General features: G+C 69.4%; 20 protein-coding genes and 1 pseudogene. 9 read left to right on the forward strand and 12 right to left on the reverse strand.

Features of this window, described 5'->3' with window-relative positions:
• Window positions 1-207: 207 nt before the first annotated feature.
• Entirely contained in the window at window positions 208-417 is a 210-nt protein-coding gene (locus tag AB0E07_RS37035; RefSeq protein WP_362262005.1) for a Tn3 family transposase, read from the reverse strand.
• 171 nt (window positions 418-588) lie between these two features.
• Here AB0E07_RS37035 and AB0E07_RS37040 point away from each other — a divergent pair, with 171 nt between their 5' ends.
• Both AB0E07_RS37040 and AB0E07_RS37045 read left to right on the forward strand, forming a co-directional pair.
• Window positions 589-1122, forward strand: coding sequence for a hypothetical protein (locus AB0E07_RS37040; protein WP_362262007.1), 534 nt, complete (start codon window positions 589-591; stop codon window positions 1120-1122).
• A gap of 230 nt (window positions 1123-1352) precedes the next feature.
• Window positions 1353-1883 carry a hypothetical protein gene (locus AB0E07_RS37045; protein WP_362262010.1) on the forward strand — a complete coding sequence of 177 codons (531 nt, stop codon included), beginning with the start codon at window positions 1353-1355 and terminating at the stop codon, window positions 1881-1883.
• Window positions 1884-2071: 188 nt separating this feature from the next.
• Here the strand turns inward: AB0E07_RS37045 and AB0E07_RS37050 are convergent, their stop codons facing one another.
• The 7 genes from AB0E07_RS37050 to AB0E07_RS37080 all read right to left on the reverse strand — a co-directional run bounded on the left by AB0E07_RS37050 (window position 2072) and on the right by AB0E07_RS37080 (window position 9270).
• Entirely contained in the window at window positions 2072-2584 is a 513-nt protein-coding gene (locus AB0E07_RS37050; RefSeq protein ID WP_362262012.1) for a hypothetical protein, read from the reverse strand.
• A gap of 158 nt (window positions 2585-2742) precedes the next feature.
• Window positions 2743-3429 carry a hypothetical protein gene (locus AB0E07_RS37055; RefSeq protein ID WP_362262015.1) on the reverse strand — a complete coding sequence of 229 codons (687 nt, stop codon included), beginning with the start codon at window positions 3427-3429 and terminating at the stop codon, window positions 2743-2745.
• Window positions 3430-3443: 14 nt separating this feature from the next.
• A complete protein-coding gene (locus tag AB0E07_RS37060) occupies window positions 3444-4217 on the reverse strand; it encodes a DUF4158 domain-containing protein (RefSeq protein ID WP_362262057.1) in 774 nt (257 codons plus the stop codon).
• A 52-nt stretch (window positions 4218-4269) separates the two neighbouring features.
• Complete coding sequence (locus AB0E07_RS37065) at window positions 4270-4563, reverse strand: hypothetical protein (RefSeq protein ID WP_362262017.1); 294 nt, start codon at window positions 4561-4563, stop codon at window positions 4270-4272.
• A gap of 266 nt (window positions 4564-4829) precedes the next feature.
• Entirely contained in the window at window positions 4830-6086 is a 1257-nt protein-coding gene (locus AB0E07_RS37070; protein ID WP_362262019.1) for a hypothetical protein, read from the reverse strand.
• A 566-nt stretch (window positions 6087-6652) separates the two neighbouring features.
• Window positions 6653-7615: a polyphosphate kinase 2 gene (ppk2, locus tag AB0E07_RS37075; protein ID WP_362262022.1), complete on the reverse strand. Its 963-nt coding sequence runs from the start codon at window positions 7613-7615 to the stop codon at window positions 6653-6655.
• A gap of 194 nt (window positions 7616-7809) precedes the next feature.
• Window positions 7810-9270: an MFS transporter gene (locus AB0E07_RS37080; RefSeq protein WP_362262025.1), complete on the reverse strand. Its 1461-nt coding sequence runs from the start codon at window positions 9268-9270 to the stop codon at window positions 7810-7812.
• Between the two features lie 350 nt (window positions 9271-9620).
• On the opposite strand from AB0E07_RS37080, the gene AB0E07_RS37085 reads away from it, so the two are divergent.
• From AB0E07_RS37085 to AB0E07_RS37115, 7 genes are all read left to right on the forward strand, one after another.
• Window positions 9621-10199, forward strand: coding sequence for a TetR family transcriptional regulator (locus AB0E07_RS37085; RefSeq protein WP_362262028.1), 579 nt, complete (start codon window positions 9621-9623; stop codon window positions 10197-10199).
• Between the two features lie 138 nt (window positions 10200-10337).
• Window positions 10338-11135, forward strand: a complete 798-nt coding sequence (locus AB0E07_RS37090) for a thioesterase family protein (protein ID WP_362262031.1) — start codon at window positions 10338-10340, stop codon at window positions 11133-11135.
• Between the two features lie 154 nt (window positions 11136-11289).
• Complete coding sequence (locus tag AB0E07_RS37095; protein ID WP_362262034.1) at window positions 11290-12930, forward strand: TIGR02677 family protein; 1641 nt, start codon at window positions 11290-11292, stop codon at window positions 12928-12930.
• Complete coding sequence (locus AB0E07_RS37100) at window positions 12927-14252, forward strand: TIGR02678 family protein (RefSeq protein ID WP_362262037.1); 1326 nt, start codon at window positions 12927-12929, stop codon at window positions 14250-14252. The genes AB0E07_RS37095 and AB0E07_RS37100 overlap by 4 nt, the downstream gene beginning before the upstream one ends.
• Window positions 14249-18496, forward strand: a complete 4248-nt coding sequence (locus tag AB0E07_RS37105; protein WP_362262040.1) for a TIGR02680 family protein — start codon at window positions 14249-14251, stop codon at window positions 18494-18496. Before AB0E07_RS37100 ends, AB0E07_RS37105 begins: the two co-directional genes overlap by 4 nt.
• Window positions 18493-19767 (forward strand): TIGR02679 family protein, encoded by a 1275-nt coding sequence (locus tag AB0E07_RS37110; protein ID WP_362262042.1) that lies wholly within the window; start codon window positions 18493-18495, stop codon window positions 19765-19767. The genes AB0E07_RS37105 and AB0E07_RS37110 overlap by 4 nt, the downstream gene beginning before the upstream one ends.
• 181 nt (window positions 19768-19948) lie before the next feature.
• Entirely contained in the window at window positions 19949-21118 is a 1170-nt protein-coding gene (locus tag AB0E07_RS37115) for a PP2C family protein-serine/threonine phosphatase (protein WP_362262045.1), read from the forward strand.
• A 205-nt stretch (window positions 21119-21323) separates the two neighbouring features.
• On the opposite strand, the pseudogene AB0E07_RS37120 reads toward AB0E07_RS37115, so the two are convergent.
• The 4 genes and pseudogenes from AB0E07_RS37120 to AB0E07_RS37135 all read right to left on the reverse strand — a co-directional run.
• Window positions 21324-22133: pseudogene (locus AB0E07_RS37120) on the reverse strand (IS5 family transposase); the annotation flags it as partial.
• A gap of 75 nt (window positions 22134-22208) precedes the next feature.
• On the reverse strand, window positions 22209-22619 hold the full coding sequence (locus AB0E07_RS37125; RefSeq protein ID WP_362262048.1) for a RacP protein: 411 nt from the start codon (window positions 22617-22619) through the stop codon (window positions 22209-22211).
• 2 nt (window positions 22620-22621) lie between these two features.
• Window positions 22622-23533, reverse strand: a complete 912-nt coding sequence (locus AB0E07_RS37130) for a DUF6192 family protein (protein WP_362262051.1) — start codon at window positions 23531-23533, stop codon at window positions 22622-22624.
• 551 nt (window positions 23534-24084) lie between these two features.
• On the reverse strand, window positions 24085-25188 hold the full coding sequence (locus AB0E07_RS37135) for a protein kinase family protein (protein WP_362262054.1): 1104 nt from the start codon (window positions 25186-25188) through the stop codon (window positions 24085-24087).
• Between the last annotated feature and the right edge of the window lie 223 nt (window positions 25189-25411).

Consider the following 25411-nt stretch of genomic DNA (forward strand, 5'->3'; position numbering starts at 1 on the left):
TGACGGCCCCCGCCCGGGCGCCTGGCACGTTCACCGCACCCACTCGTACTCGTCGTCCTCCCCTCCGGCGTCGCGCTCGTCGCCGTCGAGCAGGTCGTTCACCTCCTCCTCGGTGAGCTCGCGCGTCTCGTCCATGACCCTCATGGTGCTGCCCTGCCCGACGCCGGCTCAGGCGGCTTGGCCGAGACCGGCGGCGCTCAGGTCCTGCTAGCGGAGCTGGGTGAAGTCGACGTCCAGCTTCGGGTCGTACGCGTCGGGCTGGATGCCGAGCTCGTGCGTGCTGTACTCGCCGAACCGGTTGATGTGCTCGGTCAGGTACGGCGAGATGTGGGCCAAGTCCTCCGGCTCGATCGTCCAGCCCTCTTCCAGCAGCCGCCGCACGATCTCGGCGATGTCCAGGGCGTTGTGGAAGATCACCGCTTCTCTGAACTTGGTCCTTCTTTCCGACCTTGCTGGGGGCCGATGTCGGACCTCAGGTCCGAAGGCAGCTCATCTGCTGGCTCGAAGCGGAACCCTGCATCGGGGAGCAGTCATCTCTGCCGAGTCACGGCAATGAGTTGGAGCGGCGCACGTGGCAGGCTCTGGGGTATGGAGTGGAGTTTCAAGTTGCACGGGGGGATCGCGGCAGGGTTGAGTACCGTGCTGCTACTGCTTGCCGCGCTCACGTGGCTGCCGGGGACCTTGCCGCTGGCAGGCTCGAAGTGGCCGATGGTGGCGATCGTGGTGCTTCTCTTCCCGATCTTTATAGCTGCCTTGGTGCGCATGTTCCTGAGTGGGGCAGACCGGCATTCGATATGGCTCGCCTTTCGATGTTTGCCCGGCAGGGTGCAGGCAGTTCTTGGGACTCTGGTCATCTCGGGCGTCGTGCTGATGCTTTTCAGCACGGCGGGTGCGGGGAACTGGCAGGCCCCAGAGGTCAAGGATGGCCGGTACTTCGTTTTCGACACGACTCCCCACGCGCGCGGCACGATTGAGGTCTCGCACAGCCAGTACGAGGCCATCCTCGAGAGCGATCAGCGATCCATGCTCGCGATCCCAGGCATGCTCTTTGCTGGAGCCGCATATTTCGTCTTTGCGGCAGGGGAGTTGCGCCGGGCGGATTTTGGGTTCAGATTTCCGTAGCTGGTGCAGGTCCGAAGATTCCAGGTTGCGGCTGATCGCTTGTCACTCGTGCCGACATCGGCTGTCACGCCTGACGGCACGCCCCGGCAGCAACGGGGCAGTCGGCGCATTTGTTTGCAGTGCTTGTGGGGGTGGCGATAATACGGTGCTGCTGGTCCTCGGCCGCCGCCGGCGGCCTTGACCCCAGCCGTCGCCAGCGGAAAGGATCGGCTGCCGGAGGGCGGTTGGGGATGCAGACCAGAGTGTTTCGGCGGCCAGTGTACGTGTGGTTTCCTGTAGCCGCAGCGATTGCGTCCTACGTTTGTGCGGTTTTGATCGCAGGTCCGTGGGACGAGGAGCCGACGGCGGCGTTCGTGGTCGCCGGAGCTTCGATCTTCTTCTGGGCGCTTGGATGGGACTCGGCCATCCGAAGTACTGACAATCACGTGTCCTTCACGAACTTTCTCGTGACCGCAACAGTTGCCTGGACCGATGTCGATGAGGTGAATGTGCATGATGGCCTGACCATTGTCTTGAGAGACGGGCGCGAGATGGGCTCGGTCGCCTTCGGCAGTTCACTGCTGGGTTCCTTCACCGGCTACAGGACGCATCAACGGGCCTTTCATCTGCTTCGAGAAGCCCAACTCAAAGCGTCCGGGACGCAGGGTGGCAACAGTAAGGGGCAGGTCCGGCGGCACTGGTCCTTTGAATGGAGACGGCTCCTCTGCGCCCTCGCATCTGCCTACGGCCCGATCGCGGTGATCCTCGTCCTGTCGCGGTAAGCGGAAGTGCCGGGCCTGAACTTGCTGACTCGGTCATATATTGATGGAGCCCGAGGGCTATGTTCTCTCCTCCGGCCGGTGCTGGCGGGGAACGCTGGGAGCGGTGATCACGGGAACGCCGAGGTCGACGACGACAGGGGATGGGCGCCGGTCGAGTTGGGTGAGCTTCTCCTCTGCTCCGGCAAGGCTCACCTGCAGCCCTTCCATCTCGCCGAGCCATCCTTCGCGTTCGGCCTCGGCGATGCGGGCGAGGAGGTTGTCGCGGATCTCGACGAGCCGGTCACGCTGGGCGGGGTCGGGCCAGAGAGCATCGGGCAGCGGACGCAGGCGTGTTCGTGGATACAGGGGGTGCCGAACGCGCGGCCGCATGCTCCGATGGAGACTTTGCGCCGCTCGAAGTGGCCGAGGAACTCCTGCCATTCGTCGCCGGTGGGGACACCGTATTCCTCGCTCGGACGTAGAGACCGGCGGCGGGCGAGGAAGGCCATGTGCGCCTGGATCGCCTCTTCGGGGTAGACGGCCTTGTAACCGAGAGTCACATTGACGTCCTGGTGGCCAGCGATCACCTGGGCGACGTGCGGCGACAGCCCGTTGAGGATGGCATCGGTGATGAACAGCCGGCGGAAGTCGTACGGTGTGTAGCGAAGCGGGGCACCCTTAACGTCGGTCAGGCCCGTGTCGGTGAGGGCCTCGTCGAGCATGGTGCGAACGGTTTCATCGGTGAACGCGCAGTCCTCACCGTGGATGCCTCGTTGGAACAGCAGCGGGGCCGACTCCTGCCACGCACATTCGCGGCGGTCGTAGGAGCGGACCAGGGGAACGGCGCCAGTGGCCTCCCGGGCTCGGCAGATGATCGAGCTCAGGACATCGGTGAGCTCGGGGCTGACCAGCAGCAGCCGCTCAGTGTCCGTCTTGGACGGGACGATCTGCAGGAGGTGCTGCCCTCCTCGTCGAAGGCGGTGATGTACTCGCCACGGGCGCCCTGGTGCCGCATCGCGTGCGCGAGCGCGTCCAAGACCCGCCGGTCCTCGGACGTCTCGGTGAACTCCAGCTTCTCGGCCAGGTCGAACATCACCGCGCGGTCCCGGCCGATCTGCCCGTACAGCAGCACCTCCCAGAAGTTGCCATGGTGGGCGGAGAGCTTCTCGATCTGCTCGTACTGCCGGTCGAACCCGCCGAGATCCTCGACCGCCTCGATGACGGCGCCGAGCCCGCCGGCCTGCACCAGCAGGGCCTTGGCCATCGCCAGGACCGCCGGCGAGAGCTTGCCGCCCAGCCGCTGGGCGACCTCGTCCACCGGCGCCTCGTCGTCCAGGCCCTCCAGAGCCTCACGGACTTCGGCGGTCATGGCCGCGGCCTTCTGAACCGCCTGATGGGCGGGGCCACCGTCGTCGATGTTCTTGAGCACCGTGCGGTAGTTCCTGATCAGGGCCTCGACGATCTCCCGCTCGGCGAGCCGGATCGCCTCCAGTTCCTCCTTGGCCCTCTTGATCTTCGTGGCCACGCGCTTGGTGAACATCGTCGCCAGGTCGTCGCGGACCCGCATCCACGCCTTGTGCGTCAGGACGCGATCAGCGCGATCTGTTTGATGGGGGCGTAGTCCCGCAGTTTCGAGGCGTCCGCCTCCCCGGCAAAGTCGGTGATCTTCCCCGTGGCGACCGACTCCATCCACACCGAGGTGTCGCCGAGTTCGTCCGGCCAGTCCAGGCGCTTGGCCAGGTTCTTGAAGCGCGACCAGGTCGGCCCCTTGGCGGGCTTCTTCAACCGGCTGAACAGCGTCGTGCCGTCCGAGTCGCGTTCCTCCAGAAGCCGCAGCAGTCCGGCCCGTTGGGCGGTGCTCATGCGGTCGTAGATGCCCTCGCGGATCGAGGCGTTCACCTCGGTGCGGATCTTCGAGGCCATCTTGTCCAAGATGGAGAACCCGGGCAGTTCCAGCCCGGCCTCCACGACCTTCTCCAGCGCGTTGTTAATGAGATCCGCGGGCCGGTTCTTCGCCGCGGCCTCCTTGGGGATCGGCCACTCGACGATCCGCCGGGCCTCACCCTGGTCGTACTTCACGCCGGCCCTCTTGCGTACGAGACCTCGGTGGTGCTTGGCCGTGCGCTCCGCCCGGTACAGCGGCAACGTGCCCTCCGGCAGCTCCACCTGGCGCCGCACAAACTCCACCACCTGCTCCGGCACGTCCTCCAGAGCGGGGAAGCAGCCCAAGCGCTGGTACGACTTCAGCATCAACAGCAGGGCCAGCAGATGCTCATCACCATCCGTAGCGTCCGCCGCCCACTGAAGCTCATCGCGAGTCGGCGAGAAGAACAGATGCAGCTCAATCCCGGCGATACCCCTTCACAGCGGGCTCCGGCGCGGACGAGGGCGACGAGGTGGGGTGCGTTCAGGCGCTCGCGTGGCGACGGACGGCCGGCCTTCGTGGAGCCGCGTGATGGGCGGGCCGGTCGGCGTCCTCGGTCCTGTGCTGCCGCAGCCACAAGGACGTCGCACACAGCAGGCCGGCGAAGACCAGCAGCATGAGCACGGGTACCCACATCTGCCGGCCGCCCGGGTTCTGCCATCCTCCCCAGGCGGCGGTCGCCGCCCAGAGAAGTACGCCCAGCGCGTAGAAGGTTCGGACGCGGCGCATCTGTCGTACCGCCCGCCAGAGCTGCAAGTGATCCTTCTTCGGTGCCATGCGTCGCCGTGTACCCGCTATCGCTACGCTCCATCAGTCCCGGCGGGACTTCTCGCAGGAGGCAACGTCCGACGACCTGGCGCCGGTTGTCCTGGACAGCCGGCGCCCTGTACGTGCCGTGCGCCGCCTGGTGCCCTTGCACGACTACCAACCGGCCTCGACCGACCTACGCCACGCCACGCCACGCCACCGGCAGAAGGGTGCAGCGCGACGGAGGCTAGGCACTGTCCGCATCCGCCCACCCTCCGTCAACTCTCGGCGCTATTTCACCAGTTCTTGTACCGCGTCTCGCCGAGACCGCAGAAGGTACAACCGGAGCGCAGGAAGTCCTGCGTCCCGCGGAACTCCTCGTCCGCGAGGTGCCAGCGCAGCCAGGCGGTGATGATGTGCTGGCCGTTGCGCGTGGCGGCGATGTGGTCGGTGCCGTTCAGGATGTTGAACCACACCGGGACGTCGGTGTTGGTGTAGTCACGTTCGACGTTGGAGGTCGCGAAGTCGTCGTCTCCGCCGATGTAGAGGGCGGGATTGCGGAGGTTGTCGGGCCCGTTGCCGTCGAAGGAGCCGCCTGCCACGTGGATCGTGGTCTCCAGCCGCGGTTCGTCCGCCACGTCGAAGGTGCCGATCGAACCGCGGGAATGGCCGCCGAAGGCCACCTCAGAGGTGTCGATGTCCTGGTACAGGGGACTGCTCGGGCTCGCGTTCTGGTCCTCTATCCAGTCCAGGGCGTCAACCATGTAGTCGCCGCTGCTGGAGGAGACCTCGCTGTAGACGACGAACCCGTGCGAGGCCCACTGGCGCAGCATGTCCTCGTAGGCGGCCGGGTCGGAACCCGCGCCCGGACCCCAGACGAGCACGGGGTGGTTCACGCCGTCCTGGCCTGCGTTCGCCGGATACACGAGCCACCCGTCGTTGCCGGGACCGGCGGTCGTGTCCATGGTCACCGCGTACGGCCCCGGCGCCGTCACATCGGTCACCGGAGGCAGCGTTCCGCCCGGCGGATCGGTCGGTCCGCCGCCCCCACCGCCCGTCGCCTGGACGAGGACGTCGTCGACGGTCAGCGTCTCCAGAGCGCTGCTGGCATCCAGCGAGAAGCGCATCCTGATGGTGCGGCCGTCGACCGATGCCGGCAGCTGGAACGATGCCCTGCCCGAGGCGGTTCGTGCGGTTTCGAGGGTGGTGAACGCGCCGCCGTCGACGGAGTAGGCGACCGTAAAGGCCTCGCCGAGGTCGAGCCCGGACGCCGCGCGGCTGTACGACAGGGAGATGCCGCTGTAGCCGGACAGGGCGATGGGAGCGGACGTGAGGGACGGGTCGGTGAGCAGCGAACCGCTCAGCCGCGCCACCCCCGCGACGGCGCTGACGGAGCCGGTGGAGGTGAACGTCCCCAGCCCGGCCGAGAAGTCTTCGCTGTACACCTGAGCGGCGGCGGAGGCGGGGCCCGGAAGTGCGCCGGTGACCCCGATGGCGATGAGGCCGGCGGTGGCCGCACCGAGCAGGCGCAGACGGTTGAGGGGCGACGGCATGCTGATCCCTTCTGGCCGCGCAGTCCGCCCGCAGCGGTGGCGGCGCGTCGTTGTGCCAAACACACGGATACGGGTGCGGCCCGTGCTACCGACGCCGGAGACGGCGTGCATGCCGGGCCATCTCGATTCAAGCGGTGCTTCCGGCGGCGCGGACCGGTGAAATCACCGGTGCCGGCCCAGCGCGTCCGTAACGGTCTTCACAGAGATTTGGCAGGAGACCCGGCACGACGGCCGGGCACCGCCGCCGCCTCACGCCAGTTCACAGATGCCCCGGCCGAGGTGGCGGCGCCGGCACCACCAAGGATGGCGAAGGAGAACCCGCCACCAACCGGCGGTCCCCGTACGACGGCGGTTCGGCAGGCACGAAGCCGTTGTTGAGGGCCCGGTGGTCGCTCTCCCCGATGAGGTCTGCCGGCACGACGGACCCGTCGAGCCAGAACTGCGCTCGGCCGCGCTGGGGTTGCACTTCGCTCCTGCCGGCCTCGAAGCGTCCCACTGGTAACTCTCCTTGCGGGAAACGCAGTTCGGACCGTGGCCAGGGGTGGACGGACCCTGTGCGCCCCCCGCTACTGCTCGGGGTGCAGGCCGGGGCCCTCGGGCGGTCCGGCAAGGGGGGTGGGTGAGAGGCGGGAAGCCTCCTCTCCGGGTTCGAGGAGGGTGTCGGCGGCGCCCACGATCAGAGGATCGGGTCGGCCCACCGCGTCCTCGTCCTTGCGGTCGTAGTCGATGCGCCACAGCAGGCTGCGCATCGCCTCCAGTCGGCCGCGCCGTTTGTCGTTGCTCTTGACCACCGTCCACGGCGCACGTTCTGTGTCGGTGGCACGGAACATCTCGACCTTCGCCGTGGTGTACGCGTCCCACAGGTCCAGGGAAGCCAGGTCCGTGGGCGACAGCTTCCACTGCCGCACCGGATCTACCTGCCGGATCGCGAATCGGGTGCGCTGCTCGGCGCGGGAGACGGAGAACCAGAACTTCACCAGCAGGATCCCGTCCTCCACCAGCATCATTTCGAATGCCGGGCACTGGTGGAGGAACTGTTCGTACTGTTCCGGCGTGCAGAATCCCATCACCTTCTCCACACCGGCCCTGTTGTACCAGGACCGGTCGAAGAAGACGATCTCACCCGGGGCGGGTAGGTGGGCGACGTACCGCTGGAAGTACCAGGACCCCGCCTCCCGCTCCGTGGGCTTGTCCAGAGCGACGATCCGCGCCCCGCGGGGATTGAGTCGCTCGGTGAACCGCTGGATCGTGCCGCCCTTGCCGGCCGCGTCCCGGCCCTCGCAGATCACGACCAGCCGCGTTCCCGTGGCCTGGACCCAGCGCTGCAGTTTGAGGAGCTCGATCTGCAGAACCCGCTTTGCCCGCTCGTACTCCCGTCGCCGGATCTTGCGGTCGTAGGGATAGTTCTCCTGCCAGGTACGGATCGGCGCGCCGGAGGCATCCAGCAGGACTGGCTGCTCCGGCCGGCTGTCGTCCACGCTCAGACCCGAGAGCAGGTCCTCGGCTTCGGGCGATTCCGGTGCACTCATGGCGCGCAGATACCCGACCTGCATCGAATCATGGGGAGGGATTTGGCGAGCGCCGTCCTCGTACGGTCCTTCGCGTCGCAGAGGGCGACGGTGGCGTCAGTGCCGGGTGAGGGCAGTCCATCGGTGCCGTTTGAGCGTACGGTTGCGTACGGCCCGCCTGGGGCGGGCCGTACGCGGCGAGGGCCTGTGGTTTTTCAGGCGGTTTGCGACACCTTGGTCTCGGGGTCTGGTGCGGGGGTCTCGGTTTCCTTGCGCGGCGCGCGGCGCAGGAGGACGGCGACGGCGATCGCTGCGAGGAGTGCGGCTGCGGCTCCTGTGATCAGGGCGAGTTGGAGTCCGGAGGCGAAGGCGTCCCGGGCCTGCTCGATGAGGGCGGTGTTGCCGGTCTTGGCACCGACGACGTTCGCGGCTGCCAGGGAGGAGTGGGCTGCTTCGGCGACCGGGCCGGGGAGTCCTTCGAGGTCGAGGTTGTTGCGGTAGCCGGCGTTCAGGGCGCTGCCGAGGACTGCGATGCCGAGGGCTCCTCCGAGTTCGCGGGAGAGGTCGTTGACTGCGGAGCCGACGTTCTGGAGCCGGGAGGGCAGGGCATCGGTGATGGCGGTCGTGGCGGGTGTCATGGCCAGGCCCATGCCGGCGCCCAGGGGCACGAGCCCCGTCAGGATGAGCCAGTAGGAGCTGTCCGCGTCGACCTGGGCGAGGATCGCGAGGCCGACGCCGACGCCGATGAGTCCGGCGATCCAGGGGCGGCGCATCCCGACGCGGGCGGCGATGCGCGGGGTGTTGCGGGCCATGGGGATCATGGCGGCGGGCATGGGCAGGATGCTGACCGCCGCGACGAGTGCGCTGTCACCGCGGACCAGTTGCAGGTACTGCATGATCACGAAGATGAATCCGAAGAATGCGAAGAACTGGAGCGTGATCGACAGGGAGCCGGCGGCGAAGGGCATGTTGCGGAACAGTCGCGGGTCCAGCAGGGGCCGGGGGTGGTGCAGTTCCCAGGCCACGAACCCGGCCAGGACCACCAGCGCGATCCCGATCCCCGCCAGGGTGTGGGCGCTCCCCCAGCCGTGCTCGGGTGCCTCGATGATCGAGTAGACGAGGACGCCCAGACCCAGCACCGTGAGGGTGGCGCCGACGATGTCGACGCGCTGCTTGTCCGGGTCCGCCGACTCCGGGACGAAGAGGTAGGTCCCGATCAGTGCGAGCACGGCCATGACCACGTTCAGCCAGAACACGGAGCGCCAGGACCACGCCTCCAGCACGACGCCGGAAGCGAGGAGTCCCAGTACGGCGCTGGCTCCCGCGACGGCGGACCAGATACTGACCGCGCGTGTCCGCTGCTCCTTCGGGAAGGTGCTGGTGATCGTCGACAGGGTGGCCGGCATGACGAAGGCTGCGCCCACACCGAGTGCCGCGCGCAGAACGATCAGGACACCCGGATCGGAGGAGAACGTCGCGGCCGCGGAGATGACGGTGAACAGTCCCAGGCCGCCGAGAAGTGCCTTGCGCCGCCCGAACCGGTCCCCGAGCGTCGCGGCGAGCAGCAGCAGGGCTGCGAACACCAGGCTGTAGGAGTCGATGATCCATGACAGCTGGGTCTGGCTGGCGTGCGTTTCCCGGGCGATGCCGGGGACGGCGACGTTCAGCGATGCCATGGCCGACACGACTGTCGCCAGTGCGAGACAGGTGACAGCCAGCACGGCGCCGTGGCGTACGGCTTTCTGGCTTTGAGTGTTGAGGCGCCGATTCATGTCGAGGCGTCCTTTCCGGCCGAACTGGGCTCACCGCGGGCGGGTGATCCGGGTGGATCTCACGCCGTTCCCGTGGCCCGGGGGTCGATCCGCACGACGAGCGTGCGGCTTTCGTTGTGGGTCGTGATCCGTGGCAGTCGGGGGCGCCGACTGTCACGGCCGAGCAAATGCCAACACTTGTTGGCAACCGCTTGGTGACCAGCATGCTCGCCTCTTTCTGGAAAGTCAACGCGTGGTGGCCTACAGTTGTTGGCATGGCAGCACCGGAGTCCGCAGAAGCCCCCGCCACCCGCCGCTCGGACCAGACGCGCGCGGCGATCCTGGCCGCCGCCCGACAGCACTTCGCCACCCACGGGTTCGAAGGCACGACCATCCGGGCCGTCGCAGCCGACGCCGGAATCGATCACTCCATGGTCATGCGCTACTACGGCAGCAAGGCCCGGCTCCTCGACGCCGCCCTGGACATCGACCTGGACCTCCCCGACCTGTCCGCCACCCCGCCCGAGGAACGCGCCGAACTCCTCGTCCGGCACTTCCTGCACCTCTGGGAGCACAACGCCGCGGGCGACGGACTGCTGCTGCTTCTCCGCTCGGCAGTCACCCACGAGCAGGCGGCCGAGCGCATGCGGGAGATCTTCGCCGCCCAGGTCGCCCCGGCACTCAAGACCGACCCCGAGAAGGTCGGCCTGATCTCCACCCAGCTCCTCGGCCTCGCCCTGACGCGCTACCTCCTGCGCATCCCCGTCGTCGCCGCCATGCCACCCGAGGACATCGTCACCGCCTACGCCCCGGCCATCCAGACGATCCTGAAGTCACCCACCCACACCCCGTAAGCACCTCCGACACCCTCAGGCATCGGACTCCGGCCGCGCTCCATCCCAAGCCGGCGGCACGCCTCACCGGGGGTGCGGTGATCCCGGGCTTGAGGGCGCCCATCGGCGGCGTGCGCGTGACTCGGTATCGTCGCGGGCGTGACGGATGAGCCTTTCTACCGCCAGGTCGGCCAGTCGGTGTTCGAGCCGAGCCGGGTCACTCAGAGCCCTTGGGACCAGTCGTTGCAGCACGGGGGGCCACCGGCGGCCCTGCTGCTCGGGGAGGTCGAGAGGACACTGGCGGGCCGCGCCCGGATCACGGCGGCTCAGATCGACTTCTTCGGCGCGATCCCGCGTACGGCCGGGCACGTCGAGATCCGCACACTCCGTCCGGGCCGCCGGGTCCGGCTCGATGCGGCCACGCTGACCATCGGCGGACGGGCCGTCGCGGAAGCACGCTGCTGGTCGATGGCGACGAACACGGACGCGGACAAGCGGGTGGAGCACCGCGCGGTCCCGTTGCCCGCCCTGCCTCCACTCGGCCCTGACCGGCTGTTTCCCGGCCTTCCGCCCGACTGGCACTATCCCGAGGCGATCGAGTGGCGCCCGGTTCACGGTCACAGCGGCCAACCGGGACCCGCCGCGGTGTGGACCCGGGTCCGTGCCGCGGTGATCGAGGGCGAGCGGGCCAGCCCGTTGCAGCGGCTGGCGGTCGTGGCCGACTCAGCGAACGGCATCTCCAGCGAACTCGACCTCGACCACTTCCTGTTCGTTCCCACGGCACTGCAGCTGACGCTGCACCGGCACCCGGTCGGCGACTGGGTCCTGCTGGACGCCCGCACGTCGCTGTCCGGAGACGGGATCGGGACCACGGTCGCGGACCTGTGCGACCTGTCCGGGACACTCGGGACCGCCACCCAGCCCCTCCTCGTCCAGCCCCGCCGACCGACCCCCTGACACCGGCACCGAACCGTTGCTGAGAGCCTCGGCCAGGCACCGCGGCGTCCGGGCCGCGCGGCCGTCGTACCGGCCACGGCAGGTCCGGCACACGTCCGTGGCATTTTCGGCCACTCACCGGCGGCGCCCGGCTGCGCCACGTAACCTCACCGGCATGGGGGTATCAGCAGCCGATGCAGGTCAGGGCGCCGACGAGGAGGCGCGGCGGCGGCTGGAGGCGTACTCGTACCTCAGCGCGCCCGAGCGGCTGGAGCACGTAGCGATCATGCGGGTCTTCTGCGGAACGCTGCTGGCGGACCTTGCCGTCCCGGACATCATGACGAAGCTGCGCCAGAGCAGCGGTTCCGGCGCGGGGCTCGACGCCGACACACTCACGGTCCGGCTGGAAAAGCTGGTGCAGTGGGGAAACCTGCTGCGCAGCAGCCACACCGTCAGGGCATCCAGCATCAGCGAGTACCAGCGCTCGCGCTCCCGCTACCAGTTGTCGAAAGTGGGCGAGCGCATCCAGCGGGATGCCGACGGCGTCCTGGCCGAGGCCGATGCCGCCCGAGAGGTGAGCAACGAACTGCTGGCCCTGGTCGAGCGCGGGCTGCGGGAGCTGGCCGGCCTCGTGACCGCGCCGGGCGGCATGGAACCGCAGGACGGACTGGAACGGATCAGCACCCTGTTCGTGCAGTTCACCGAGTTCGCGGACTCCATACGCGACTTCTACGCCTATCTCGGCCAGGTGCTCTCCCGCTACGACCTCGACAGCACCGAGTACCAGGGCTTCAAGGAGCTGCTCCTGGACTACGTCGAGGCGATCACCGATGACGTGACATTCCGCGCCCCTCGGATCTCGGAGGCGCTGGACACCCTGTGGCCGCACATTCCGGCCCTGCTGGACCGGCTGGACGCCCACGCCCAGGGGCTCACGGAGCTCTCGGCGCGGGGCGAGGCCCGTGTGGACGTACGGGTGCAGCGCAGCAGGGGCCGCGAACTCGCGGACTGGGAGGGCCTGCGCGGCTGGTTCAGTGACACCGACGGCCAGGGCAGTCAGGTCGATCAGCTGCGGGACGCCACGCTGCGCGCGCTGCAGTCGCTGCTCGCCAACGCCAAGCGGATGCTGCGGTCGGCCACCGGGGAGATGTCCCGGCGCAACGATCTGCTGCGGCTGGCCCGCTGGTTCGAGGAGGCCGCGCCGCAGGACGCGCACGACATGGCCGTCGCCGCCTTCGGTCTGTACGGCGCCCGCCATCTGGGCATACCCCCGGCCACGGACGAGGTGGTGCCCGCCTACACGAGCTGGTGGACCGGTCCGGTGGTCGAGGTGCCGGTGGCCCTGCGCGAGAGAGGCAGCCGCGCCCAGCGGGGCCGAGCCTCCTCGGTGGAGGACCACTCCGCGCAGAAGGAGCGGCTGCGGGAGGACGCCCGGCGGCAGACGGCGGCCAGGACAGCGGCGGGGGACGAACTGCGCAGCGCGTCGGGCCGGTTCGCCGATGTGCGGCTCACCTCGGCAGCGCTCGGGCTGCTCTTGGAACTGCTGGCCACGGCACTCGGAAACGCGCAGCTCAGGAGAGTCGCCGATGCGGGCGGTGAGGGGTCCGCGGGATTCGGCCTCGACTCGGCGCACAGCGAGGACGCCGAACTGGGCATCCGGCTCACCGTCCGCCGGACGGCGGGCGCGCGGACGGTGCTGTACTCGGCCGACGGTGACCTGCTGCTGGACGACCTGGAGCTGGACATCCGCCGTATCGCAGCCGCAGACGACGGCGAAGGCGCGGACGACGGCGAAGCGGAGGTGAGCGTGTCGTGACCCTTCCCTCCACGCACGACGTGGCTTTGGCCGCCGAGCGTCGCACGGCAGCCCGCCTTCTGCTCGCCCACCCCCTGGTCGCATCGGACGGCCCGCACGCCGACGTCTTCCCGCTGATCCGCAGGCACGCGGACTGGCTGGGCAAACGGTTCCAGCAGGTGCTCGGCTACCGCCTGCTGGTCGACAGCTCCTTCGCCAGGCTGTTCAAGGCGGGGCTCGGGCCGGGATCGGGTCACCGGCTGGAGCGCTCCACCGGCACGCCGTTCGCCCCGCACACATACGCCTGTCTCGCACTGGCACTGTCCGTGCTGGTGACCGCGCCGGAGCAGGTGCTGCTGTCACACCTGGTCGCCGACATCAGGGCCGCTGCCGCCGACGCGGGGATCGAGCTGGAGGAGCCGGGCCGGGCAGCCGGGAAGCGGACCCTGGTGGCGGCTCTGCGCCGGCTCGTCGAGTGGGGCGTCCTCATCGAGACCGACGGACAGGTGGCCGCGATCGCGCAGGAGGCCGGCGGAGAAGCCCTGATCACAGTGGACCGTGAGCTGGCCCGCGTGGTCGTCGCCGGCCCGCTCGCGCAGTCCCGGGACGGCGCCGACCTGGTACGGCGGGCAGCCGACCCGGGATTCGGCGGACCGCGCACCTATGTACGCCGGATGCTGGTCGAGACACCTGTCGTCCACCTCGACGAGCTGACCGACGCCGAGCGCGACTGGCTGCGCACCCGGCAGCGCCGGGAAGCCCAGGCATTCTCCGAACTCCTGGGTCTGGAGATGGAGATCCGCGCCGAGGGCGTGGCGCTGGTGGACCCCGAGGAGGAGCTGACGGATCTGCATCTGCCGGGCACCGGAACCGTCGCCCAGGCCGCGCTGCTGCTGGTGGCACGGCTCGTGGAGCGGCTTCGGCCGCACGAACCGGGGCATCCGGCGACCGGCGGGACGCTCGTCATCGGGGTGGCCGTCCCGGACGGCCTGGTGGATGAGATCCTCGCCGGGCTCATCGCCGAGTACGGGCAGCGCAGCAACTGGCAGCGCGGCTACCTCGACGACCCGCCCGCCTTGAGGGAGGCCGTGCTGGACCTACTGGTCCGCATGCGGCTGATGGCCCGCGCCGGCCGGCTGCGCGCCGAGGGCGCGGGGCTGCCGGAGGGGTACGTCGAGGAGGCACCGGACGGGCGCACGGTGACCGATGTCCGCGGCGCACGGCCCGGCGGCGAGGGCTGGGTGCTGCTGGCAGCGGCGGCGCGCTACGCCACCCTCGTGACCCTGCGCCCTGCTGCGAAAACCCGTCAGGAAAACGCTGTGCAGGAGGAACTGCCCCTATGACCAGCGACGCCCATGGCCTCGTTCCGCTGCCGCGTTCCGGCCCCGCGACGACCACCGGCGGCACCCGTTTCCGGCTGCACCGGGCCGGCATCCAGAACGTCTGGCAGTACGACGCCCAGGAGTTCTCGTTCGGTGACGGACGGCTGCTGCTGCGCGGCAAGAACGGCGCGGGCAAGTCCAAGGCCCTGGAGATGCTCCTCCCGTATCTCCTGGACGGTGACTCACGGGCGCTGGACGCGACCGGCACCGGCCGCACCACTCTCCCCTGGCTGATGCTGGACGGGTTCGAGCAGACCAACCGCCTCGGGTATCTGTGGGTCGAGTTCCAGAGCACGGCCGAGAACGGCGGTCACCGGTTCCTGACGCTCGGTGCCGCCATCCGTGCCTCGAAGTCGACGCAGAGGGCGCTGCCGACGTTCTTCGTCACCCCGTTGCGGGTCGGTGCGGACCTGCGCCTGGCCGAAGGCGGAACGCCCTTGCCGGTCGACCGGCTCAAGGACATCGTCGGCTCCGACAACACGACCGAGCGTGCGGTCATGCACCGCTCCCGGGTGGCCCGGGACCTGTTCGGCATCACCGACGCGACGCGTTACCGCAACCTCACCCAGCTCCTCCACCGGCTTCGGCGCCCCACTGTGGGAGACCGCATCGAGCACGGGGGCCTGGCCTCCCTGCTCAGCGAGACCCTGCCGGGACTCGACGAGGACGTGGTCGAGAAGGTGGCACGCAACCTCCACGACCTCGACGCCGTACGGGACGAACTCGGCCGCCTGGAACGCACCGACACGGCGCTGCGCACGTTCCTGGCCAGTTACCGCGGTTACCTGGCCGGAGTCCTGCGCACCTGCGCACAGCGAGTCAGCCACGAGCTGGGTGTCCTCACGCAAAGGCGCCGGGCGGCCGGAGACGCCGCACAGCGGACGAGCGACCTGCGGACACAGGAGGAGGAGTCGCAGGGCCGACTGGAGACCCTGCGCGAGGAGGAACAGACCGCCCGCACCGACCTGGCCGCCCTGCACGCCAGCCACGCCTACCGCAGCCTGCACGAACTGTCGGAACGCCGCGGCACAGTGGAGGCCCTGCACACCGCCGCCGAGGCCGCCTTCACCTCCTTGCGCGCCGCACACGACACGGAGGAGAGCGCGGCGGAACGGCTGGCCGAAGGGGTCGAACACCTCGGCGGCCGACTGGCCGAACTGGGCACCGAACACCGGGAGTCGCTGACGCAGGCGGAGCGGGCCGGACTGCCCACCGGTCACCTCGGCGAGGCGGTGGCCCTGTCACGTACCGTCCTGTCCCAGTCCACCGAGGCGGAGTTGATGACGCCGGACGGGGAGCGACACACCGTACAGCACCGGTCGGCGGCCCGCGCCGACACCGTCACCACGCGGGAAGGACTGCGCTCCTGGCACCACCAGCTGGAGAACGCCGAGGCGGTCGCGAAGAACCGGGCACGGATGATCCACGAAGTGAACCGCCTCATCTCACGGGCGCACGAGGCCCGCACCGCGGCGGCCCAGGCCGATACCGAGAGGGAACGGCTGGAGGGCGAGGCCGAGGAGGCCGCCGCACGGCTCGACGCCAGCCGCCGGACCGTCGCCGAAGCGAGCGGCGTCTACGCGGGCCGTGTCACCGAGTGGACAGCGCGCACGCGGACCGTGCTGGGGCCCGCCTGCCCGCCGCTGGACGCCGTTCGCGCCACGGTCGGCCACGAGACGTCCACCGACGCGCCGTTCGCCGACCGCACGCTGCCACCCGACATCGACAGCCAGGCGTGGCGAACCGCGCAGGCCGCACTCGAACCGTACGGCGAGGAACTCACCGAACGCCGGGACGCACTCGCGCTGAGCGTCGGCCGACTCGGCGAGGAACTCGACCGTCTCACAGAGCAGCAGCGGGACTGGGAACGACGTACCGACCCTGAGCCGCCCGCCCCGCCCCATCGCGTCGCCGAGAGGACACCGGGCAGCGGAGCCCCCTTCTACCGGCTCGTGGACTTCGCGGACGGCCTGACACCGGCGGACCGGGCCGGTCTTGAAGGGGCGCTGGAGGCGAGCGGAATCCTGGACGCGTGGGTCAGCGCGGACGGCGTCCTTCTCGACCCCGGCACCCGGGACACCCTCCTCCGGCCCGGTCCCGCGCTGTCCGACGATGACGGACCACCGCTCGCCTCGGCCCTGCGCCCGGCCCCTGAACCGGGGTGCGGGGTCACGTCCGGGCAGGTGAGCCATCTCCTCGCCACCATCGCACTCGCCCCCGTACCGGAAACATCCGCTCATGCCGCGGTCCACTACGACGGCAGTTGGCGACTGGGCGTGCTCAGCGGGCGTCACGACAAGGGCGACACCGAGTACGTGGGGGCCGCCGTACGCGCCGAGACCCGGCGGCGCGCCCTCGCCGAACTGGCGCAGCACATCACACACACGGAACAGCGGCTGGCCGAAGGCCGCGAAGAACTCGCCGCAGCAGACGCCCTGCGTCGGGCCCTCACCCTCGCCGAACGGGACTTCCCCCGGGCGCGGGACCTCGCCAACGCCTGGAGCAGGAACGAAACAGCGGACAAGGCCCTGCGTGACCTGACCGCCAAGGCGACCCGGGCAGCCCGGCAGGCCGAGGAAGCCCGCGCTCTCGCGGTAGCGGCGCGCGCGAAGGCGGACGCCACCGCAACCGCCCACGACCTGCCGGGCGACCCTGATGCCCTGGACCGCGTACGCACCGCACTGGCTGCCCTGCTCAGCGGCGTCGGGCATCTGCGCCGGGCGGTCGACGGCACGGGCGAGCGTCTCGGAGCGCATCAAGCGGATGCCGAACGGTACGAACGAGCCCGGGAGAATCGCCGGGCCGCAGAGGCGAGCTACCAGGTCCACCTCACCGGACTGCGCACCGCTCAGCAGGACCTGCGGACTCGCGAGCAGGCCATCGGGTCCTCCGAGGAGGAGATCCTCACCCGCGAGCGGGACACCAGACAACGCATCGCGAACGCCCTCCGCGCCCTGCCGGCGGCGCAGAGCGCCCGCGACGACCTCCACGACCAGCGCGTACGCGCGGAAGAGGACGAGAAGCGCCTGCGCGGGACCCTCGCCGAACAGGAGACGGTGGTCATCGACACCGGCAGCGCTCTGCGCGGTGCTCTCGGCCGTCCCGAGGTGGTACTCGGCGCCGGCCTCGACCGGTCCGCGCTGCCCGGGTACCTGTCGGACGATCCCAGCGAGGACGTCCGCAGCCGTCTGCGCGCGCTGCGGTCCCTCGCCGAGGCCGTGGAGCAGGCACTCGGCCGTCCCAAGGACGAGGTGTCGGACAGCACCCTGCTCAACCGGCACACCGAGCTACGCGACCAACTGGCCGGCGGATTCGACGCCCAGCTGGAGGAACGCGACGGAATCAAGGTCTGCCGACTGCTCGACGACCACGGCTCCCACGACGTGGCGGCCGTGGGCGAGCGCATCGCAGTCCAGGCCGCGGAGGCCCGGGGACGGCTCACCGAACGCGAACGCGAGGTGTTCCAGCGGTTCCTGACCGGCGAACTCGGCGATCACCTCTCGGTGCAGGTCATCACCGCGGCGAACCTGGTCACGGCACTCAACGACACCCTGCAGACCGTGCGCACCTCCCACGGACTCGGTGTCACGCTGCTGTGGAAGCTGGACGAGGACGTCGACGCGGACGTCCGGGCAGCCGTGGACCTGCTGCGCAGTCCGTCGAGCCTGCGAACCCGCGAGGAGACCGAGCAGCTCCGCGAAGTCCTGCAACGCCGGATCGAGGACGCCCGCCGCGCCGATCCCTCAGCCGGTTACGCCGCCCATCTACGGACCGCGCTGGACTACCGCGACTGGTTCCGATTCCACACCTTCGTGGTCGAGGACGCTGCCCCGGGCCGCCGTAGGAAACTGACCGGCCGGACCGGTCTCAGCCAGGGCGAACAACGGGTCCTCTCCTACCTCGTGCTCTTCGCCGCCGCTGCCGCCCACTTCACCGGCCTCGCCGAGTCGGCACCGCACGCACCGCGGCTGATCCTCCTGGACGACGCCTTCGCGAAGGTCGACGAACCCACCCATGGACGGCTGGGCCGCATCCTCGTCGACCTCGATCTCGACTTCGTCCTCACCAGCGAACGGCTCATGGGCAACTGGCCCGAGGTGCCGTCGCTGCACATCTACGAGTGTCTCCGTGACCCCCATGTGCGAGGGGTGGCCACCCTGCACTACACCTGGAACGGCCGGCACCGGCGTCTGGTGTCCGTGTGAGCAGACTGCCCTCCACCACGCGCGAATGGCTGACGGGCCCCGGACTCATGCGGCTGTGGAAGGGCGTGCGTACACGCCTGGAGAGCAACGGTGTACAGGCCACCGGTTCGCTCCGGCTGGCCTCGCTCAGCACCGAGGAACGCAACGACCTCTCCCTCCTGCTGGGCAGACCACTCACCGGCACCGCCGTGACCGTGAGGCTCGACGTACTCGACGCACGACTGCGCGCCTCAGCTGCCGGACTCGGCCTCAGGGACACCCTGGAGGAACTCGGCCGGCCACTCACCGACCGCCGTGCCGTCCGCGCGGACGCGGCGGCGCGGCGAGAACAGGTGTGGTCGTCCCTCGCTTCGTCACTGGACGCCTCCCCGCTCGCCGACCAGGAATGGCCCCGGCAGTGGTACGACCTACTGCGCCGAACCGGAGTTCCGCGAGGAGTGACGCCCGACACGGCCATCTGGACACTCCAGCAGGCGGTCCAGGTCCTCAGCTCTCTCCTCGGTCCGCACCGCAGCGGCAACGCTCTCGGCCGAGGAGAACTGGCCGCCATGACGACCGGCTCCGCGCACGGCCTGGACGACGGCACCTGGCTCGCCCGCCTCGTCCAACGCGGCGTCGCCCTCGCCCACGGCACCGAGTTCCCCGACGACGCGGCCGGTCGACGCGCACTGTGGCGGCTGGTGTCCGTCACACCGGACGAGGTCTCCAGCACGGTGCTGGCCTACGCACTGCGCCCCGTTGGCGAGGGCTGGCAGGAGCGTGCTCTGCGGGAGCGGGCCAAGCATCACGCCGAAACGCACCTCACGCCGCGCGACCTGCACTCCCTGCGGCTGCGTCTCCCCGCGCGAACGCTCATCCACATCTGTGAGAATCCGCGCGTGGTGGAAGCCGCGGCGGACGCGGCCTGTGTCCAGCCCCTCGTGTGCACGTCCGGCAGCGCCGCCACCGTGGTCTTCACACTTCTCGACGCCCTCGCCGCCACAGACTGCCGCTTCACCTACCACGGCGACTTCGACTGGCCGGGAATCGCTCTGGCCAACAGGGTCATCCGCCGCTACGACGCCTCGCCATGGCGCATGGGAGCCGCGGACTACGAGCACCTGGCCGCGCGCAGCCAGGCCGAGGGGATCCCTCAACTGGCCCTCGACGGACCGCCGGTCAGCGCGGACTGGGACCCGGACCTCGCCCCTGCCATGACAGCCCTGGGCGTAGCCCTCCACGAGGAGACAACGCTGGACCTCCTGGTGGACGACCTGGCACGTCAAACGTAGGGGCGTCGCCGAACGCCTCACTCCGGGCGGGAACACCCGGGGTTCCGCGCTGGATCATGCTGAACGGCCCACGGCACCGGGGCCCGTCCCTCAACCACTCCCCTGGCCAGGCCAAATATGCGGAATATGTGAGGTTGCACGAACTCGGGGAAGAAGGTGCGGCAGCCGACAGGAGGTTGCCGTGAAGGGTGAAGACCTGGAACTGGGCGAGTTGCTGGCCGCCGCGGAAGCGGCCCCGCCCGGTGAGTCCGTCGAGGTGGTGGCGCAGGACCTGCAGAAGCGGTTCGGTGCCGAGGCGGTGTCGTTCCTGTTCGTCGACCTCATCGGCCAGCGCCTCATACGCCTCGCCGCGACCGGCGACAAGGCCGCCGACCCGGGCGAGCCGATCGAGCTCCAGGGCAGCGTCTACGACAGCGTTCTGCGGAGCCAGCGCCAGCATGCGGAACCCGATGGCCGAGGCGGACGACGCGTCATCACGCCCGTCACCAATCGCGGCGACTGCGTCGGCGTCCTGGAGGTGAGCCTCCAGTCCGCAGACGACACCGTGCTGCGTCAGGTCCGCCACGCGGCGCACGCGCTGGCCTACATCATCGTGACGGACCGCCGCTTCACCGATCTGTACCACCAGGGACGCCGTACCACCCCGACCAGCCTGGCGGCGGAGATCCAGCACCAACTGCTCCCCTCGTCCTCCTGCTGCGAGGCGGCCCAGTTCACCCTGGCCGGCGGACTGGTCCCGGCTGACGACATCGGCGGCGACACCTACGACTACACCCTCGACCGCGACACTCTGCACCTGTCGATCACCGATGCGATGGGCCACGACACGAACTCCGCGCTGTTGGCCACCTTGCTGGTCGGCGCGCTGCGGCAGGCGCGCCGTGGTGGCTGTGACGCCCTGGAACAGGCGCGCCACGCCCACGAGGCCCTGCTGAGCCACAGCCGCGGCCTGGCCACCGGACAGCTGCTCTGCGTCGACCTCGAAACGGGGCTGTGCGACCTGGTCAACGCCGGACACCCCCGGCCCCTGCTGCTGCGCGACAACGCCGTCGCGGAAGTGGAACTCGCCGTCAACCTGCCCTTCGGTGTGGCGGCTCCCACGGCCTACCGCCTCCAGGAACTGCTGCTGAGACCGGGAGACCGGCTGGTCCTGCTGACCGACGGAATGCTGGAACGCGGAGCCGCATCCGTCGACCTGGCCTCCGTCATCCACGACACCCGCGCGCTGCACCCGCGAGAAGCCGTCCGGACCCTGACCGCCGCGGTGCTCGACGCCTGCCACGGCAATCTCAAGGACGACGCCACCGTCCTGATACTGGACTGGCACAGCAATCGCGGCCAGCCCGACTGACGAAGCCCCGCCCGCGCGGTGACGACCTGCTCCTGAGTGCCTGTGTCACATCCTCTTTCCGCAGGTCAAGGTGTCATGGAGCTGGGTGGTGATCGGGTTAGCCGTTCGGTTGAGCGTCGATGGACGCCGAACCGAACGGCAGCCGGAGGGATCGTCAGGCGGCTGCCGCGAGGGGAGTTGGGACCGCCTCGGTCCGGCGGTTTCGTCGGGTGAGTCGGCGGGTCATGAGGGTGATGAAGGCCCACTGGACGTGTGCTTCGGCGTGGGACATGAGACGTTCGTAGTCCCGCGCGTTGCGGCGGGCCCGCAGCGTCCACGAATTCGACCGTTCCACCACCCAGCGCTTGGGCAACAGGACGAAGCCCTTGGCGTCCTTGGGCCGGGAGACGACTTTGACGGTGATGCCGAGGGTGTTCTGCGCCCAGGTAGCGAACTCGTCTCCGCCGTAGCCGTTGTCCGCCCAGACCAGCACGATCTCGGGGTGCTCGGCGTGGAGGCGGGTCAGCAAGACACGGGCCGCGTCCCGGTCCTGGACATCTGCCGGTGTGACGAGCAGGTCGACGAGCAGGCCGTCCTGATCAACCAGGAGATGCCGCTTCCTCCCGTTGATGTGTTTGTTCGCGTCGTATCCTCGTGTCGCTTTCGACACGGTCTCCGCGCCCTTGACGGATTGGGAGTCCACGATCACCCGGACCGGCCAGGGACACCGCCGTCGCCGAAGCCGCAACCGCCGGCGCAGCTGATCGAGGACGTGCCGCAGGACGCCGGCCTTCGCCCAGCGGGCGAAGTATCCGAACACCGTGCGCCACGGGATGCCGAAGTCGGCAGGCAGAGCGCGCCATTTCGCCCCGTTGTCGGTGATGTAGCGGATGGCGTCGACCACGTGGCGGCGGGGCCACTTCTCCGGGGCCCCGCCCTTGAGGGTCCGGCAGGCGGGGGTGGGCAGGAGCCGTTCCAGGAGGGCCCATTCGAGGTCGCTGGTGTCAGAGGGGTAGTGGTAGCGGGGCAGCGGCATGACAGGAGTGCCGGGCCGCTACCTGAAGGGGAGCCAACGGTGGGGCGGTCGCGGCCCGTCGCCTTCCTCGGGGGTTCACTCCAGGTTGGCGAGGAGGTGCAGGGTGGACTCGATCGCGCCCATCTGCGCCATGACCGTGCGGATGTAGGGGTCGTCGGGCTTCTTCTTCTGGTGCGGCAGGAGGATTCCGGCGATGAAGTGCTCCACCCGGTGGTGGACCGATTCGAAGAACGCTCGCTCGTAGCCGATCCAGACTTCCGGCGCGTCCTCCAGCATCCGGTAGCCCCACGTCTTGTCCCAGGTCACCGGTGGGAGCCCCTTCGCGGCGGCGACCTGGCGCAGGTGAGCGAGTCCGGTGTGGACCTGCGCCCGGGTGCGCTCGGTGGCCGCCATCAGCTGGACGATCGTCAGACCGGCGGGACGGGCCTCCAGCAGGGCGGACAGGACGGCTTCGGCGTGGACGTGAGCGGGAACGCCCCGCCCCATCGCTACTCGCCCGAGCCCTTCAGCAGCTTCTGGAGCTGCTCGTCCAGGTCGACCTCGCCACGGGTGACCGCGTTCTCGATCCAGTCCGCCGACGCCCGCACCCGTGCAAGGCCCCGCAGGATCGTCTCGCGTTCGGCGTCGTCGTAGGGCTCGCCGCGCAGGTTGGGCACGATCCTTCCGGCGGTGACGGTGAACTGCGTGCAGGCCGCGACCAAATCCATGAACTGGGTGTTGTGTTCCATGCGGCGCAGCTGGTCCAGCTGCGGGGCGGCTTCCTCCTGCCCGTACTGGACCTGCTGGCGGAACTGGTCGAACTGCGCCTCGTTCACTGCGTGCCTGGCGGTGTCGTCGGCCATCGCTTTCGAGGCGACCGCGGGGCGGCGCAGGAAGTCGGTGGCCACCCGCGCGGCGACCTGGTCGTCGGCGGCCAGGTCGTGGATCGCGTCCACCTTCTCCTGGACGCTCTCGGGGGTGTCGACCTTCCAGCCGACGATCCGTTTCGCGCTGTCGTGCGTCCAGCGCGCTGGTCCGCCGTGTGGGTTGGGCGGGGGGTTGTTGACCGCCTCGAACCGTTCCTGCTCGTCCGGGATGGAGGCGAGGATCTTGTGGATGGTGTGGGAGACGCCCAGCCGGCGGTGTTCCTTCGGCCAGCGTGAGGCCACCCACCGGTAGTCCCGGACCGTCGAATAGGCCAGGCCGACGTCCTCGGCGAACATCCGTATCGCCTCGCTGACCGTGAAGAACTCCTCGCTCCCCGACGGGTTCGCGCCTCCGTAGGAGCGCATCGGCTCGATCTCCAGGCCGGCGTCCCCGAGCTGCCACTGGACGCCGCTCATCGTCTCGACCCAGTCCCGCCCCAGCCTGACCAGCTCGTCGTAGCGCTGCCGGGTCACACTGCCGACCATCCCGGTCATCCGGACACCACCCCCACGAGCCCCGGGGACAACACCCTCGCATGCCGTCAACTCACCCCGGAAACGCGTCACTTCGCACCATCCGACCGCCTTGCCCGGCAGAGAAGGGCGTACAGCCCCGGCGCCCGAAGCAGCCCCACCGGCGCCGAACGCGCAGGCTCACACCCCGCCGGACTGCGCGCGCCGCGTGTGCCAGGCCCATTTGCGGCAGGCGGGAGAGCAGTAGACCGCGGAGACCGGGCGGTCGACACCGACCGTCCACACTGCCCCGCACTGCGGACACGAGGCCGTCACGCCGGCCGTCACCGCCTCGGTCCGAGCCCTCGCCCGCCGCATCCGCCGCCAGTGCCGCGAACGGCAGGCGTCCTCGCAGAACACCGCCGTCGCCTTTGCCGACGGCATCAGCGGACCACCGCACCCCCGGCACAACCGCGGCCCGCAAGCGTCATCCGTGATCACGGTCAGCTTCAGCCGGGGCGCCCCGTTGCTGTCCATGCAGCCACCGTACGAAGCGAGAACAGCCTCCGGGAGCCCCAGCGCTGAGTTCCTGCTCAGCTGCGACGTGGCCCGTCCGCATCGAGGGCCTGGCGGAGCGCCTCCGACGGGTACGGGGTCTGCCTGCTCTCATCCTGGACCTTGCCGTAGAAGTCCGTCATGACTACGGCGAGCGGTGCATGGCGGGAGAGGATCGCCCTGGCCGCTTGCGGCCCACCCAGCAGATCCTCTCCTTCCGCGCATGCCCGGATGAGTGCGCAGCGTTCCTCCCGCTTGTACGTGTGTCCGTAGAGATGCGTGATCAGCCAGTTCACCAGCCAACTGCGCGTGTAGCAGCGATCGTAGGCCCTGTGCCGCTCGAAGAAGCCGGTCTCGGACGGTGACAGATCGAACTGGGAGGAGAGGGAGAGGCCGTAGTCGGTGAAGTACAGGCGTCGGCCGTCGGTCAGGATGTTGTGAAAGTGGGCATCGAAGTGCAGCAGCCCGCGAGCGCTCATGAAGGAAGTGCCGGCCTCCAGCTCGCCTTCCACCAGGGAGCACGCACTGCCGACGGACTCATCGCCAGCCCGTACCTGGTCGAGGAACCAGTCATGGAGCGTCTGAGGGATGTACTCCAGGAAGAGCACCAGGCTCGCAGAGGACTGCTGCAGGGCCTCGATACGGCGGCGAACTTCCGGACCGCCTCCCCAGTACTGCACAGCCGGCTCCACGTCAGGCAGTTCCCCGGAAAGCGGGGACGATTCTGGCAGCACCCGCCAGTGGTACAGCAACGGAAACCCCTGGTACTGCCTCGTGAGAACCCAGTTCGTCGTCATGGTGTGGACGGCGAGCTCCCGCCACGCCCCGAAGCTGGGCCCGAGAGGGCCCGGCCCGACGCCGTACTGACAGAAGGTGGGAAGCCCGAACAGGTTGGCGGTGGAGCGCGCGTGTCGCGGAAGGAGCTCCGTGTCCGTGAGCGGCACCCGCTTCACGAAGACCGGCTTCCCGCCGACCTCCAGCAGCGCGGACCTTCCGCCGATGCCGGAGCCAAGTGGCACGGCAGCGTCCACAAGCTCGCCCAGCTGGCGATCACTTCGCAGGGCGAGGGACGTGGAGACAGCGCTGTGGACGGCCAGACGCGCCTGGTCCGACATGCCAGGGCCTTCGACCGCTGCGTGCATCGGAATGCCGACCTCGTTTCCGTCACGTACGCGAGTGCCCACCGTCCGTCCAAGCACTGTACGTGAACGTCGATGACAAGCAGTTCCAGTTACAGCACTGTCATGACCGGCTCAGGAACAGGCACTGAGCTTGTTCTTTATGGTCTGAGTCGGTTTCGTTCGATGATGCTCTCGGGTCGTTTCACGGTCTTGCCCACGTCGTAGCGGGTGGCGGGCCGCCGAT

Source organism: Streptomyces sp. NPDC048002 (assembly GCF_040653275.1).
Taxonomy (GTDB): Bacteria; Actinomycetota; Actinomycetes; order Streptomycetales; family Streptomycetaceae; genus Streptomyces.

Excerpts from the sequence above, each read along its gene's own strand:
- AB0E07_RS37040 (WP_362262007.1), top strand. The coding sequence starts at position 589 with ATGGAGTGGAGTTTCAAGTTGCACGGGGGGATCGCGGCAGGGTTGAGT.
- AB0E07_RS37045 (WP_362262010.1), top strand. The coding sequence starts at position 1,353 with ATGCAGACCAGAGTGTTTCGGCGGCCAGTGTACGTGTGGTTTCCTGTA.
- AB0E07_RS37050 (WP_362262012.1), bottom strand. The coding sequence starts at position 2,584 with ATGCTCGACGAGGCCCTCACCGACACGGGCCTGACCGACGTTAAGGGT.
- AB0E07_RS37055 (WP_362262015.1), bottom strand. The coding sequence starts at position 3,429 with ATGCGGGTCCGCGACGACCTGGCGACGATGTTCACCAAGCGCGTGGCC.
- AB0E07_RS37065 (WP_362262017.1), bottom strand. The coding sequence starts at position 4,563 with ATGGCACCGAAGAAGGATCACTTGCAGCTCTGGCGGGCGGTACGACAG.
- AB0E07_RS37070 (WP_362262019.1), bottom strand. The coding sequence starts at position 6,086 with ATGCCGTCGCCCCTCAACCGTCTGCGCCTGCTCGGTGCGGCCACCGCC.
- ppk2 (WP_362262022.1), bottom strand. The coding sequence starts at position 7,615 with ATGAGTGCACCGGAATCGCCCGAAGCCGAGGACCTGCTCTCGGGTCTG.
- AB0E07_RS37080 (WP_362262025.1), bottom strand. The coding sequence starts at position 9,270 with ATGGCATCGCTGAACGTCGCCGTCCCCGGCATCGCCCGGGAAACGCAC.
- AB0E07_RS37085 (WP_362262028.1), top strand. The coding sequence starts at position 9,621 with ATGGCAGCACCGGAGTCCGCAGAAGCCCCCGCCACCCGCCGCTCGGAC.
- AB0E07_RS37095 (WP_362262034.1), top strand. The coding sequence starts at position 11,290 with ATGGGGGTATCAGCAGCCGATGCAGGTCAGGGCGCCGACGAGGAGGCG.
- AB0E07_RS37105 (WP_362262040.1), top strand. The coding sequence starts at position 14,249 with ATGACCAGCGACGCCCATGGCCTCGTTCCGCTGCCGCGTTCCGGCCCC.
- AB0E07_RS37125 (WP_362262048.1), bottom strand. The coding sequence starts at position 22,619 with ATGGGGCGGGGCGTTCCCGCTCACGTCCACGCCGAAGCCGTCCTGTCC.
- AB0E07_RS37130 (WP_362262051.1), bottom strand. The coding sequence starts at position 23,533 with ATGACCGGGATGGTCGGCAGTGTGACCCGGCAGCGCTACGACGAGCTG.
- AB0E07_RS37135 (WP_362262054.1), bottom strand. The coding sequence starts at position 25,188 with ATGCACGCAGCGGTCGAAGGCCCTGGCATGTCGGACCAGGCGCGTCTG.